The following is a 14,699-nucleotide window of genomic DNA, read 5'->3' on the forward strand; positions in this document are numbered from 1 at the left end:
CGCATATCACTGCGCGCTTAAGACGCTATAACGCTAAAAATCCCGAACTGAGGTTCGGCAAAGATGGCTTAAGGGTTAGATCTTTACTTTTATCACGACTTTACGCACTGCAGTGGCGATATCGCCAGTGCCTGGCATATGCATGTCACCGGGGAAAAATAGCGCAAACATACCCGCTTTGAGTTGCACAAAAGAGGCATTGGCTTTGTTTACCTCGTAATCAAACTCGGCGTAATCGTGTTTGTCAAAATAGGGCTTTGAGGGTGTTTGGCCCGCTAGTGGCAAATAACCAAACTCTTCTTCACCACTGAACACATATTGCACATCGATATATTTTTGATGCACTTCAAAGGGTTCTGTCGATTTATGCTTAGTGTGATAGTCGTTGACTATCACAAAAATATTGTCGCCATCGAGGGGATAATTGCCCACGGGCAGCTGACTAAAGTCTGTGGTGGCAAGATGTTCTAATGCTGTGGCAAGCCGAGGGCTTAGGGATTGATAAATATGGCGGTTTGCTATGGTATCGACGATCATCGGTTACTCGACATGGCGGATGTGAATGAGTGAATTGTAAAGATTATAATCAGATAGTCGCCGTTAGGACATAAGCTTTAGACATAAAAAAACAGGCCGTAGCATGGCCTGTTTTTATATCAAGTGTCACTTTGTTCGCTAAGACGCGCTTAGTAAGTGTATTTAGCTTCTAAGAAGTAATAGCCACCATTAAAACCAAACGGGGTGTTGGTTAATGGGTAGACGAAGATGCCTCCGAAGTTATTGTCATCAGGGCGTTTTTCTGGATACACATCAAACAGGTTTTGTACCCCAGCGGTGAAACTTAGCGCATCGGTTGCCGCGTATCTCACCGACAGATCCATCACCCATTGATCGCTGTAATTCACATCGCCCGTTGAATAGCCGACAGTGTAATCACCAAAGTAGCTGAGGCGAATATTGGTCTTAAAGTCGCCTAGCTCATGGGTCAAGCCCAAGTTACCCGTGTTATGCGGTGTCGCCGAGGTCATGCGAGTTTGTTCAATGCTATCGAATAGTTTAGGGCCGAGTCCGTCTAAAATCTCTGGGAAATTAATATCTTGGATTTCAGTCTTATTGTAGGCATAGGCTAAGTTAGCCCGTAAATCACCCCATGAGCCGATATCAAAATCTTGGCTCACTACAAGGTCTACGCCACGGGTACGGGTATCGACGGCGTTGATAAAGAAGCGCGCCGATTCTGCATTGGTGCCCGCTAACGCGGCTGCTACGGCGGGCGAATCATCTGGCGTCACTGAGCTCGACAGAATAATGCGATCATCGATGGAGATTTGATAGGCATCTAATGTCAGTGCTAAACCCGTGTCATTGGTGTACACCAAGCCTAAGCTAAATGATTGGGATAGTTCGGGATCTAACTCATTAATACCCAGTGCTTTGGTCACTGGCGATAGGGTGTTGAAAGTGCCTGATTCAATAGGCACCAACTGGCCAGTCACAGGATCGGGATTAAACAGCGTCGAGATATTGCTGAAGTACAGTTGTTGTACGCTCGGCGCTCTAAAGCCAGTGTTGATGGTACCGCGCAGGGCTAAGTTATCGGTGAAGTCGTAACGGCCCGCTAATTTCCAACTGGTGTTGCCACCAAAGTCAGAATAGTTTTCGTAACGCAGCGCCGCCGCCCAGTAAAACTCATTGGTTAACTGGTTTTCGAGTTCCATATAAACGCCGGTGTTATCACGGGTTTCATCCACTTGCGACTCAGGGGTAAAACCGGTGAAACCTTGGCTACCCGCAGCGCGGTTGTCGTAACCCCCATTGATGTATGAACCCGTTTCGCCAGCTTCAATTTGATAGCCGTTTTGGCGCCACGACACACCTGTCGCAAACAGGATTTCAGAGTCATTGGCAAAGGCAAAGTAGCGCGAAGCATCAATATTAAGATTGGTTTCACGGGTCGTGAGTGTGCCCGCGTCAAACTCGGTTGGGCTATCTGGGCCTAAAGAGGCGTTTAAGGTATTAACAATATTGTAGTTAAACGAGTTTTCGCCATGACCAGCCGAAGTATCGATATTCCACTCGCCTAGGCTGAATTCATACCCCAGCACTAAGGAAGCATCGATAATTTTAGGATTGATTTGTGGCAAGAAACCATCTGGATAGATTTCAGTTAAGTTACGGGCGTCGAGTGCGCGGCGGTAAAAGGCGCCTGACTTAGTCTCACGTTGGCTGATGCCACCAAACGCATAGAGTTTGCCATCTTTTGTGATGGGCTGGGCAGCGTTGATAAATAGACCTAAGTTGTCATATTCGGCATCGCCGACCTGGTGGCTCTTACGGTTAAATGTGGCTTCGCGGGGATCGGCTGATCCATCGGGTAAATCATTATATTGTTTACGCTCATCTAATCCGGCGCGGTTAGTGCTGTCTTTATGATGGGCTTCTAGTGAGACATTCACAAAGCCATCGTCACTTAAGCTGATGCCGTGGTTTACACCCACACGCCATTGCTCGCCATCACCTATGTAGGTTTGTCCTGCTTGAGCCGAGATGCTACCGCCTTGGTCGCTGTCCTTTAGCACCACGTTGATGACGCCGGCAATTGCATCCGAGCCGTATTGTGCCGAGGCACCATCACGCAAAATTTCGATACGCTTAATAGCTGTCATAGGGATAGCGTTTAAGTCGACGTTAGATGAACCTTTACCCACAGTGCCACTTAAATGCACTAGCGCTGAGCCGTGACGACGTTTGCCGTTAACGAGTACTAAGGTGTGGTCGGGTGACAGGCCGCGCAAACTCGCGGGGCGCACCGCATCTGAACCGTCAGTCACTGAGGAGAATGGGAAGCTGTAGCTTGGAGCGGCAAATTGCAGTGCTTTAGCGGTTTCAGTCATGCCGGTCGATTCGAGCTGCTCGGCGGTGATAATGTCTACAGGGGCAACACTGTCAGTTGCCGTGCGCAGCGCTATGCGTGAACCTATGATCTCGATTTTCTCGAAGCCAGGCTGTAGTTCTTCGGCTTGAACAGCTGGAATGGCCAGTGTGGATGACACTGCCAATACGATAATCCCTAGACGCATAAAAACCTCTCAATGATGTTTGTAACCCGATACTCGAACTTAAGAGTGCAGATTAAAGATAACGTAACAATTCAATGTGGAGAAGGTTATCACTGTAACAATTGTTACATCTAGACATAAATGTGCTAACTCAGAGCCGAGTGTTCTAGTTAATGTTTAAAATGCAGTTGAATATATGGATGAAACCTTGTTATCGGCAGATGTGCTTTGGGTGTTTTGGCGAGTTAAGTCGATGATATGAATTGTTTATTGACGTGCGCCATCGTGGTTTAATGCGTTATTTCGCTTTGATGGCATTTGTTTGAAGGAACACAGATTTGTCAGCGTTACGATTTCTCGCGGGAGCAACGGCATTTAATACCTTGGCAGAACAAGGTCTTAAATCTGAACATTTTACCCAGCTACTTGCCGCCTCTGGTGGACCCAAATGGCTTGGTATCGCTGGGTTAGATAAGTATCTGTTTTCTGAGTTTTTCAAAGCCAGACAGACACCGCTTTATACACTCGGCGCATCTTCAGGGGCGTGGCGTTTAGCGTGTTTGGCGCAGCAAGATCCCCTTGCTGCCTATGGTCGCTTAGAGGATTTTTATATTGGTCAGCGTTACGACAGCATGCCAACCCCGCAGGAAGTCAGTGCGCAAGTTAAAGGCGTAGTGCAGGGGATTTTAGGCGCCAGTGGTGCTAGTGAGATCGTCAATAACGCTCATATCCACAGTCATTTAGTAGTGTGCCGCGGCAAACATTTAAATCGTTTAACGGCTAAGTTACCTCTCGCTGCCGGACTGGTGATGACGGCGGCGACCAACTTATTGAGCCGCCGAAGTTTAGGCTGGCATTTTGAACGTGTGGTCTTTAGTCAACAAGCTGCAGCATCCCCCTTTTTGCAGCTCAATGATTTACCCAGTCGGCAGGCCGAATTAACCGAGGCCAATGTCGATGCTGTGATGTTAGCAACGGGGTCTATTCCGTTGTTGCTAGCCCCAGTGTCGCAAATTGAGGGCGTTGCCGATGGGCAATATTACGATGGCGGCATTACCGACTATCACTTCGATTTGCCTTTATCCCACGCAACTGGCTTGACGCTGTATCCGCATTTCTATCCGACGATCAGCCCAGGATGGTTCGATAAATCCTTGAAGTGGCGTCAAGGTCGAGCCAATTATCACAATGCACTCGTGTTGGCGCCAACGGCCGAATTTGTGGCTTCATTACCCTTTGGCAAAATCCCCGATCGCGAAGATTTTAAACAACTGGATACGGCGCAGCGGATGCAATATTGGCGAACAGCGGTGGCCTTGAGTGAACGTCTGGCCGAGGAGTTTGCCGAGGTTGTTGCTAAGGGAAATGTGCTGGAGCGACTAGAGCGCTTTTAGTTTTAAGTGAGGTTGCCCAGAAAACGGGGTTTAAAATGGCTGGTTTGAAATGCCCTGATTTAACCTAGTTGGGTCGCCAATTTATTTTTGCACTCAACGGCTTCAGGAAGGAAATTATTCCACCTGCTACACTCTAAGGTAATAAGGAATACGAATGCATTGATGTTCGTTTCCTTCTATTTGAGGGGCAGGAGGTTGCTATGCAAACACGAGAAATGGCGTTACTCATGCGCGATGCCTTGTTGCTGCCACAGGGACGGGTAGAGGTTCGTGTGGTCGATCCCGGTCATCTGCGCATGGTGGCCGATGTCTTTAAAGGAAAATATGCGCTCGCTTTTGCCACCACCAGACCCCGCGGCAGTCCGCCCTGTTATCCCACCGCTACCCAGTGCGACATTATCGATTTTAATCAGCTAGAAGACGATTCACTCAGCATAGTGCTCGAAGGGCGCCAGCGCGTTAGCATCCTCTCGGCGGCGCAGGCCAAAGATAAGCTGTGGATGGCGCGCACTTTACCCTGCCGTAACTGGCAAGAAGAGCCGATTAAAGGTGAATTTGAGCTAATAAGCGCTGCATTAGAGCAATTTTATGAGGTGAATCCCGATCTGTTTGAGCTCTATTCCCAAGTGCATTTAGAAGATGCTGCATGGGTAAGCCAGCGCTGGCTCGAGGTTTTGCCCATGTATAATAAAGATAAATTAGTGTTAGTGAATCAGCCAGATTGCCACAAAACCTTGGATTTCGTGCTGCAACTTATCAAGTCCCATGTGGACTGAAAAACCACAAAAAGGCTAGAATAGCGGCTTTCTATAGCCGCTTTTTTTGTGATATGACAGCATCTGCCCGCGCCGCCCAACCTTCTTACATAGTGCTCCCTGTGAATGCCACAGATATACCCACAGTGTTTGCCTTTCTCACGCAGCATTTTGCCCGCATAGGTGAAGATGTGTGGCGTCAGCGGATCCTCGATGGAAAAGTGCATTGGCGCGACGGCAGTTTGATCGCCATTGACACCGAATATCGTCCAGCGGCGCGGGTATATTACTACCGTGAAGTGCCGGTCGAAGCGAAGATTCCCTTCGAAGAACAGATCCTATTCCAAGATGACAATGTCATTTTGGCCTATAAGCCACACTTTTTACCTGTGACCCCAAGCGGCAACTATGTGAACGAATGTCTGGTACATAGACTGAGATTACGCACCGGTATAGACACTATCGCGCCCGCTCATAGGCTTGACCGTGAAACCGCAGGGGTGATCTTGATGACGGTCGCGCCCGAAACCCGCGCCCTTTATCATCAATTATTTATCGACGATGCTATTCGTAAAGACTATCAAGCGATTGCCAAGCTGACACCAGAGATTATTGAACAATACCAACAGGGAAACTTAACTTTGCCCCTGCATTGGACGGTAAAAAACCGCATGCAGCCGAGCGACCCGAGTTTTACCATGAAAATCGTTGGAGGCGAGGCGAATACCCATTCTGAAATCAGCCTAGTGGCCATAAAAGGCGATCTTGGTTTGTTCCACCTGAGCCCGATTACCGGCAAAACCCACCAGTTGCGGGTGCATATGCAAAGCTTAGGTATGCCATTGTTAAACGACAGATTTTATCCAAGCTTATTACCCAAAGGGCCGGATAAGTTTGCGACGCCTCTTAAGTTGATGGCGCAGCGTTTACGTTTCATTGACCCTGTGAGTGGGATCCATCACGACGTGCAATGTGAGGGTTTTGCGTTTTAGTCAGCGGAAAGCATTATTTCCAGTCCGCTTGAAGGAAATGATCGGGTGCAATTGTGCGCTTGGCCCTGTGATGGTATGAATACAAGCTGCAGTATCTGAGTCTCTGCCATAGGGAGCCATATTACGATTGTTTGAAGGAAGTCCATTATGACCAAATCTGCGATGATCTCTATCTTACTTTGCGCTGCGGTATTAGTGGCGGCCATGTTTTTTGGCGACTGGACGAAACAACCTTATTTAAAAGATATTGCCGCAGAGATCCGCAAGGGGACTGCGGTGATCGAACCGAAGAAACCGAGTTCGTCTGCGGCATCGGCCATTGAGGCTGATGATGCAAATCAGCACTCTAAGGTGATTTGGGATCAAATGGTGCATGAAAAGCCGGCGAATAAGCCGCAGCCAGAGGCGTTGATTTTCAATCAAGCCCAGCCGAAGAATGTCGAAACCGATGAGGCTTTATCTAAAAATCTTCCGCCGCTGGATTCGGGTTCTGGTGCCACTCAACCTGAAACGGTTAAACATCATAAACCTGTCTAATTCGTTATTCCTGTTTGGGTGGTTCGAACAAGGTTTCACTCATATCGCCATGTAAAACCGCAATTTTTGTCGGCGCACCATCATCCGCAAGTTCCAAAATCCCAATACCACTTTTATTCACTAAACGTTTGCTCGGTGCACCATTCGGTCTTCTGCCGCGCAGCGACATGCGTTTTCGTTTTGTCAGTAAATTAAGCGGCGAAAAGTGGCCGTAAAGCCAGCCATTGAGTTTATCGAAAATCGGTAACAGCTTCTCGGGGAAGTGATTTTTAATGCCGCTGCAGGTGATCTGGTAGATGTTAGGGCTGCTGCGCCTAAAGCGAATACTGATGTCGTAACTAAAGGAGTAATGCACATCGCCGGAGAGGATAACAAATTCCTCTGGGGTTTTACGGTGCATAAAAATACTCAGTAGCGCGTTGGCGGCACCGGGGTGGGCCATCCAGTTTTCGGCGTCCACCAACAAAGAAGCGCCTATCAGCGTGGCAGTGCGCTGTATCGCCTCAATCAATTTGACCCCAAACATAGGTGCAGGCGAGACGATAATGACCTTCGATTGGCCGAGCAATTCTTGCTGCAAATCCATTAACGCCTCCCAATCCATCAAGCCGGATGGTTTTGCGAGATTGGATTCGCTGCGCCAGCGGCGAGTGCGGGTATCGAGCACCACAAGTTTGGGTGAGGTCGCTAAGGTGTAATGCCATTGCTCAAATTTAAGTAATTCGTCGATGAGCAGATCCTGGCTTTCACTCTGTGGCTGTGCAAAAAAGGCATCGAGCAGCGGGCGGATCTCATCGGTAAATTTATCGGGTGCATTGCCAAGTCCTTGGAACAAGGTATAGCCAATCAGGGCGTTACCAATAATGCGTTTCGAAAATGCATGCTCGTAGGCTGCGAGTTCCCATTTGGCGGTCAGGTTCCAGTCGTCGGTAACGTCGTGATCGTCAAACATCATATAAACGGGAATGTGCGCCATAAAGCGCCTCACCTGCGTCAGCCCAGCTTTAAAGCCGAGCAAGTGTTGCCACTCATTTTGCCAGCGCGCGCTATTCGCGGGTGTTAAGCCATCGACATCCTTGGGTATATTGACTAATTCCCACAGCTCGGGCGACCAAGTGAGTAAATACAAGGCGATGATTTCATTCAGACTGACGAGATGATTCTCGGCGATGGAGGAAGTGAAAATCGGGTGATTGCGATACCAACGCCATAGCGCGGTTTTGGCTGGATATTGAGTGTGCGGCAGCAGATTTTTATGGCGCTGATACAAATCGGCGGGCTGATAATGCAGTGCTTCACTACTCGCTATGTTCGCCCCTTCAAATTGCTCATGCTGAAGGCCAAGCAAGTCGATGACTTGTCCTATGGCGTTTAACATGGGGCCAGCCACATCATCGATATACACTTGATCGCCACTCATCACGATAAGTGCGGGGCGATCGTCCGCTACACCCGTGTCGATTATTTGGGCTAAATGGGTATCGGCGGCGACGAGCGCATCGTCACTGTGGTGATGCGGATTGCGGCAAGAGCCATGGAATACTTGGGTTAATTCTGGGGTAAAACGCACACTTGGCGATGAGGCATCGCCATAGTTGAGCTGACTGATACTGGCAAAAATATCCCCATGTTGAGCGGCGGATACTTGGTAGCTCATGACTCGATTAGGCGTGAGTAACTCTGGTCGCGACAGTATGATTAGATATTGATGGGCGTGCTGCCCGAGTGGCACATAGTGCACATCGGCATCTTGCAGCGGAAACTCCTGTTCCCCTAAGCGCAACGTAAGCTCAGTTAATGGCTCACGACTCATAAACCACAAGGTAAAGTGTGTGGCATCGCAGTGGCGCAGCATAGGGCCTGCCAATATCAGAGGAAGTGTCGGACTCAAATTCAGCCTATTGGTGCTTAGGTTAATCTCAAGTGAGTTAACCCTAAGTAAGTTTGGTTTAAAAGAGTAAACAAGTGCGTTGAATATGAAAAGCTTTTAGAATTGTCAGCCATACACATGAGTTGAAACTGAATGGGGCAATATGGCTAAGATCATGGTAACTGGCGCGACTGGGCTACTCGGCCGAGCTGTTGTAAAACAGCTCGAATTAACGGGACATGAGGTTGTGGCCACAGGTTTTAGCCGCGCAAGTGAACGAGTGCATAAACTCGATCTGACTGCCCCTTTGGCTGTCGAAGCATTTATCGCCCGCGAGCAACCGCAAGTCATAGTGCACTGCGCCGCCGAGCGTCGCCCCGATGTGTCGGAGCAAAATCCGCAGGCTGCATTGGCACTTAACTTAACCGCCAGCCAAGCCCTCGCTATGGCAGCCAAGGCTAATAACGCTTGGCTTATCTATATCTCCACCGACTATGTGTTCGATGGCACTCAGCCTAAGTACGCCGAAGATGCCGCCACTCATCCGGTTAATTTTTATGGTGAATCTAAGTTAAAGGGCGAAGAAATCGTGCTTAACACTCGTGATGATTTTGCCGTGCTACGCTTGCCAATCCTTTACGGCCAAGTCGAGAAGCTGAGTGAATCTGCTGTGCTAGTGCTGGTTAACCAATTGATTGAAAGTCGCGCTCAGGGTGTCGATCATTGGGCGGTACGCAGTCCAACTTCAACCGCCGATATTGCCCAAGCCATAGATAAGATGATTGCACAGCATATTGAAGCACCTATCGTGCAGGGTATTTATCACTTTAGCGCCGCAGAGACCATGACCAAGTATCAGATGCTGCTGACCTTAGGGGAGATTTTACAACTCAGTACGGCGCACTTAACGCCTGAGTCGACACCGACGGATAATGCCAAGCGGCCAAGGGACTGTAGCTTGAGTTGTGCACGTTTAGCGGCGCTCGGTATTCGCTCCGATATTGATTTCGCCACTGGCGCACGCAAAGCATTAACGCAATCGAGTGGCGCACTGGCCGCACTCGGACTCACACTGTAGGAATGGCTATGGCTAAGATCTTAGGGACTAGTCTACAGGCCGCCGACCAAGTCGCATTACTGCGAACCTTAGGATTGCTGCTGCAAATTGGCTTAACCATGTTTGCCGCCGATACTTTTGGTCTTAGCCTGCAAATGGAGCCGTTAGTGCATGTGTTAGTGCTGGAGGTGTTATACCTGTCACTCACATTAGCCTTACGTAAACCTTTGTTTGCCAAGGAACGTGGCCTCTTTATCGCGCTTAGCTTAGACACACTATTTTGGATTTCTTGGCTGCACTTTTCCGGCGGCGCGACTAATGCGTTTATCTCGTTATTACTGCTGCCGATCGCACTTGCGGCTGTGACTTTGCCAATCTGGGCGCCTTGGGCACTGACGGCTATTTCAACCTTAGCCTACAGCTTGATGATTTTTACTGTGCCCGAATCCCCCATGCAGCACCACGGTATGGATATGAGTTCCCACTATTTAGGCATGTGGTTTAACTTTGTGATTTCAGCTTTGGTGATGACAACCAGCGTGGCGCTGATTACTAAACGTATGCGCCGCCAAGATGCGCAGTTAGCTTATATGCGCGAAGGACAATTACGTCAGGAACAACTTTTAGCCCTAGGTACGGCATCGGCGCAGATGGCACATCAACTGGCTACGCCGCTCTCAAGCCTGAGGTTGTTACTCGATGAAGTAAAAGAAGATATGAGCGGCACTTCGATAACGGTTGTGGAGATGGAGACTGCGCTAGGCCGATGTGAACATACGCTCGCCGAGCTGCGATTGGCGACAGAGTCGATCCGCGATCGCCGCCAGCGGCCACAAAAGATCGCTGAGCTGGTGGACGGTTTAAAGCAGAAAACCTTGCTGCTCATGCCACAGACCGAACTAAACTGGTTGTTCACCTGTGCGCCTGATCAGTTGGCAGATCAAAGCATTCTGACCGATATGAGTCTAACGCCTGCCATCATGGCCTTGATTGAGAATGCCGCCCGCGCCAGTGTCGAAACCCTAGGTGCCCCGCAGGTGGATATCAGCTTAGATATCGCGCCAAGTGAAGCTCAAATCTATTTGCAGATCCGCGATTATGGCGCAGGCATAGCGCCCTCTTTATTGCCGCAATTGGGCACCTTATTAATTGAGAGTCCCAAGGGCTTAGGTGTTGCGCTGCTACTCAGTCATGCCAGTCTAGAGCGTTTGGGCGCAGAATTGATTCTGGCCAATCATCCCCAAGGCGGTACTGTGGCACAAATTCGCTTTACGATTCTAAAGGACAAAGCTGCATCGTTATCGCCCAACACTCAGGCCGCTGACGGAGTCAGATCATGAAACGTTTATTGATTGTCGAGGATGATCTTTCTCTGGCGAGTATTTTAGGCCGACGGCTCACGCGCCACGGCTTTGAGTGCCGCTTAACCCATGATGCCAGCGATGCTCTGCTGGTGGCGCGGGAGTTTCGTCCTAGCCACATCCTGTTAGACATGAAACTTGCCGAAGCTAATGGCTTAGGGTTAATTGTGCCACTGCGTAATCTGCTGCCTAAAGTGACCATGGTGTTGCTCACCGGCTACGCCAGTATCGCCACTGCGGTGGAAGCAATTCGCCTTGGCGCCGATAATTATTTAGCTAAACCTGTGGATACTCAAACCTTACTCGCCGCGCTGGAAATGGAAGGGCATTCTCATACCCTTCAAGAAGATGAAGTCGATGACTCGCCCCTTAATCCTAAGCGTTTGGAGTGGGAACATATTCAGCAAGTGCTCAATGCTAACCAAGGCAATGTGTCCGCCACCGCCCGCCAACTCGGAATGCATCGCCGCACCTTACAACGTAAGTTGCTCAAGAAGCCTGTGGGTGAAAGTGGCCATTTGAAGTAACTAAAGCAACTAAAGCAATGTGTCCGCTACCGCCCGCCAATTGGGGATGCATCGTCGCACCTTACAACGTAAGTTACTCAAAAAACCTGTGGGTGAAAGTGGACATTTGAAGTAACCAAGGCAATGTGTCCGCCACCGCCCGCCAATTGGGGATGCATCGCCGCACCTTACAACGTAAGTTACTCAAAAAACCTGTGGGTGAAAGTGGCCATTTGAAGTAACGCTTTATTTTCATAAGTTGGCCAGTGAAGCTGACTCAAGCACATGACATAAGGATACTAACGGGATTGAGGCTGGCATAGTGCGCCGCATTTGAGCATAAAAAATGCCACTCAAAAAAGGCTGAGTGGCATTAACAAGAAACGAGAAGTTTATCGATGAGTCGGCGCTAGGATTTTACGCTAGCGCCACGATACGATTATCTTATGCGATTAAAAGTTAACGGTTTCTTCGTTTGAGCAAGGGCCGTTAGTTTCACACACTTTATAGCTGAAGCTAGTGCCAGCTAGGTCGGTGAAACGGTCAATAAACGATGAATTGCTTGAAGTACCTACCGCAACGCCGTTACGGAAGATAGTGTACTCATCAGCGTTATGACCTTCCCATGCGAGTGCAACACGAATGCTGCCGCGACGAGATTTGTTAGCGTTTTTCACTGTCATTTCTAACGCCACTTCTGGTACTTCAACTGCAAATTCTTCAGAAGTGCTTGCTGTTGCGCCATCGTTGTCAGTCACAGTCAATGTCACTGTGTAGTTGCCTGACTGAGCATACTGATGATTTACACTTGCGCCTGAAGCAGTTGTGCCATCACCGAAGATCCAGCTCCATGCAACGACATCACCATCGCTGTCAGTACTGGTGCTAGTGAAGCTACCGTTACCGTTGGCAAAGCTTGCCGTAAAGCCCGCTGTTGGATCTTGGTTTGGTATCTCATCGCCACCGTCATAAGCACCCACTAGGCTCACACCTGTGTAGCTGCTATAGCCACTAACCATGACCCAATAAGTCCCCGTTTGGGCTGGATCGATAGGGCAGCTTTCGGCATTGCCGGCTTTGTATGGACGGCAATCATAGCTACTAGAGGTAGGAGCTTGGCCGAATTTAACATACATGTCCGCATCACCCGTGCCGCCTGACATATTAAAGCTCAGGTTGGTTGCACCGCTTGCTACGTCGAGTTTGTAGTACTGTTTGCTACCTGACGCACCCGCTAAACCCGTCACAGCGACACCGTTCGCGAGCTCAGTGGCTTCTGGTGGTGGCGGTGGTGGTGGCGTTTCACAAGGTGTGATACCCACAGCGGCAAACGCAGTAACCACATCGTCAGCACTTAAGCCTAAGTCAGTCGCCGCAGATTTAACGCCACAAGCGCCTTGCCAGAACAAGCTGTCAGCTGTCCAATATAATTGGTTAGCGACCACAAATGTTTGGAATGCAGTGCGTGTATCCCAGCCCGGTAAGTTTGCGAGTGTGTAGAAGGCTTTGTTGAAGACACCTGAACTGTGGTGTACGTCGATGCCATCATAGTAATCGTCGATATGGCCGATTGAGATTCCGTCTAAGGTTGGATCTGCCATGTAACGCAGTGCGCCATTGCCTTTAAAGATATCAGCGCCGACTAACCAGTCGTTCGTGCCGTGCATGTAAAATTCAGCAGCTTCACCCGCCATATCTGAGAAGGCTTCGTTCATGCCACCAGATTGAGCATCGTAAATCAGGCCTGAGTTTTGCTCAGTGAAACCATGGCTCACTTCGTGTGCCGAGACATCTAAGCTCACTAATGGATAGAAGGTCGTTGCGCCATCACCGAAGGTCATAGCACTGCCGTCCCAGAAGGCGTTTTCGTAGTTGCTGCTGTAGTGAACCCGCATGGTTAACTGGAAAGTTAACGGCGCAGTGTTGTACCACTCGCTATACATGTTGTAGATCACGTTACCAAAATAGTGTGCATCGTTTAATGGCGAGTAAGCACCGTTGATCTCTTTAACGGTATTGCGTGGGCAAGTATAAGAGAAGGCTGTTGCGCCTGATGTGGCACCGTTTAAGTTAACGGTTTTCACGTTAGGTGAGTTCATGGTGCAGGTGTCACCGCTCACTTCAACGTCTAAGTAAGAAAAATCCGTACCGTATTCGTATTGGCCAGTCTTAATGTTACCGCCTGGACCTGTACCGCTCGCGGCGTGGTTAATCCCTTCCCAACGCTTGAGCACTTCACCTGAGTGCGCGTCAATCATAGTGAATGGACGGCTTGGCTCATCGCCATATACCACAAAAGACGTCACATAAACGAGGCGAGTTTTAGCCGCATCATCAAGGTAAAGCCATAATTTTGCTTGTTTGTTTTCAGCTTTTAGGCCGGCAACAGCTTTCTCAGACTTGCCACGAATGGCAATGTCTAACGCTTTGTTAGCCGTTAATGTGGGTTTGACAAAATCAGCCGACTTTTCAATATTTTTTAATACGCGGCCAGACATGTCGCTGTAGAAGCCCATGCTCGATTGTGACGTTGCAACAGAGAAACCATAAACAGGCACGTCATGGAAATATTGTTGTAAACGTTGCTTTTGCTTGCCTTGACCTAGGTCGAGTTTTTTCTCGACTTTGAGTTGGCTACCTGCGTCTAAGTTGAACTGAGACACTAAGTTATTGCTTGAAGACGCGCTTCTGAGTGTGCCGACATCGACAACATCAGCAGCAAATGCTGATGTGCCTAACGTGGCCGACACAGCAATGAAGAGTAGCGACAGTTTTTTGTTTAGCATCATGCTTAAAATCCTTTTTCCGTTTGTCATTAACGTTGGAATGCCATACTGCTTAACTGGCTCGGGCGAGCGTTTTTTTATTGTAATTTCTACAGGGTCGTCGGCATCCCTCTGCCATGGCCGAATAGAATGAGCTGTTGCTCAGGCGGAGATTCTCAGATTTTTATTCTGTGCAAAGCGTGAATAACCGCATGACCTTAGATGTTATTTAAATGTAAAAGTGTTAACAATCGTACAAAGGAACTATCTTCAGCATTCATTTAGGTGCTTTTAAATTTGAATTAGGACTTTTGGGTAATAGTGATTTAGCCTAGTCAAATGCGGGTTTTGTGAGTCGTAAAAAGTGCTTTATTGGTTTATTTTCATTGGGTTAGGTTGGAGC

General features: G+C 48.8%; 11 protein-coding genes and 2 pseudogenes. 9 read left to right on the forward strand and 4 right to left on the reverse strand.

Translation table 11 applies throughout. The features are described 5' to 3' along the window. Positions 1–75: 75 nt before the first annotated feature. Positions 76–537, reverse strand: a complete 462-nt coding sequence (locus tag KV201_RS12090) for a YhcH/YjgK/YiaL family protein (RefSeq protein WP_226059460.1) — start codon at positions 535–537, stop codon at positions 76–78. Between the two features lie 149 nt (positions 538–686). Further along, positions 687–3,080 carry a TonB-dependent siderophore receptor gene (locus KV201_RS12095; RefSeq protein ID WP_226059461.1) on the reverse strand — a complete coding sequence of 798 codons (2,394 nt, stop codon included), beginning with the start codon at positions 3,078–3,080 and terminating at the stop codon, positions 687–689. A 317-nt stretch (positions 3,081–3,397) separates the two neighbouring features. Between KV201_RS12095 and KV201_RS12100 the strand changes: the two genes are divergently transcribed. From KV201_RS12100 to KV201_RS12115, 4 genes are all read left to right on the forward strand, one after another. Further along, on the forward strand, positions 3,398–4,453 hold the full coding sequence (locus KV201_RS12100; protein WP_226059462.1) for an alpha/beta hydrolase: 1,056 nt from the start codon (positions 3,398–3,400) through the stop codon (positions 4,451–4,453). Between the two features lie 200 nt (positions 4,454–4,653). Next, positions 4,654–5,229 (forward strand): LON peptidase substrate-binding domain-containing protein, encoded by a 576-nt coding sequence (locus KV201_RS12105; RefSeq protein WP_226059463.1) that lies wholly within the window; start codon positions 4,654–4,656, stop codon positions 5,227–5,229. Between the two features lie 53 nt (positions 5,230–5,282). After that, on the forward strand, positions 5,283–6,200 hold the full coding sequence (locus tag KV201_RS12110) for a pseudouridine synthase (protein ID WP_226059464.1): 918 nt from the start codon (positions 5,283–5,285) through the stop codon (positions 6,198–6,200). A 147-nt stretch (positions 6,201–6,347) separates the two neighbouring features. Further along, a complete protein-coding gene (locus KV201_RS12115) occupies positions 6,348–6,737 on the forward strand; it encodes a hypothetical protein (RefSeq protein WP_226059465.1) in 390 nt (129 codons plus the stop codon). Positions 6,738–6,741: 4 nt separating this feature from the next. Here the strand turns inward: KV201_RS12115 and KV201_RS12120 are convergent, their stop codons facing one another. Beyond that, the gene (locus KV201_RS12120) at positions 6,742–8,592 is read right to left on the reverse strand and encodes an alkaline phosphatase D family protein (RefSeq protein ID WP_226059526.1); all 1,851 of its coding nucleotides are present in this window, start codon (positions 8,590–8,592) and stop codon (positions 6,742–6,744) included. 178 nt (positions 8,593–8,770) lie between these two features. Between KV201_RS12120 and KV201_RS12125 the strand changes: the two genes are divergently transcribed. The 5 genes and pseudogenes from KV201_RS12125 to KV201_RS12140 all read left to right on the forward strand — a co-directional run. Continuing rightward, a complete protein-coding gene (locus KV201_RS12125; protein WP_226059466.1) occupies positions 8,771–9,685 on the forward strand; it encodes an SDR family oxidoreductase in 915 nt (304 codons plus the stop codon). Between the two features lie 8 nt (positions 9,686–9,693). Next, positions 9,694–11,004: a sensor histidine kinase KdpD gene (locus KV201_RS12130; protein WP_226059467.1), complete on the forward strand. Its 1,311-nt coding sequence runs from the start codon at positions 9,694–9,696 to the stop codon at positions 11,002–11,004. Continuing rightward, positions 11,001–11,552 (forward strand): response regulator transcription factor, encoded by a 552-nt coding sequence (locus KV201_RS12135; protein ID WP_011847973.1) that lies wholly within the window; start codon positions 11,001–11,003, stop codon positions 11,550–11,552. The genes KV201_RS12130 and KV201_RS12135 overlap by 4 nt, the downstream gene beginning before the upstream one ends. A gap of 4 nt (positions 11,553–11,556) precedes the next feature. Next, positions 11,557–11,667, forward strand: a pseudogene (locus KV201_RS22545) (helix-turn-helix domain-containing protein); the annotation flags it as partial. A gap of 7 nt (positions 11,668–11,674) precedes the next feature. Then, positions 11,675–11,773, forward strand: a pseudogene (locus KV201_RS12140) (helix-turn-helix domain-containing protein); the annotation flags it as partial. Positions 11,774–11,983: 210 nt separating this feature from the next. Here the strand turns inward: KV201_RS12140 and KV201_RS12145 are convergent. After that, positions 11,984–14,320 (reverse strand): M4 family metallopeptidase, encoded by a 2,337-nt coding sequence (locus KV201_RS12145; protein ID WP_226059468.1) that lies wholly within the window; start codon positions 14,318–14,320, stop codon positions 11,984–11,986. Positions 14,321–14,699: the final 379 nt, after the last annotated feature.

This window comes from Shewanella sp. SR1 (genome assembly GCF_020447145.1).
GTDB lineage: Bacteria > Pseudomonadota > Gammaproteobacteria > Enterobacterales > Shewanellaceae > Shewanella > Shewanella baltica.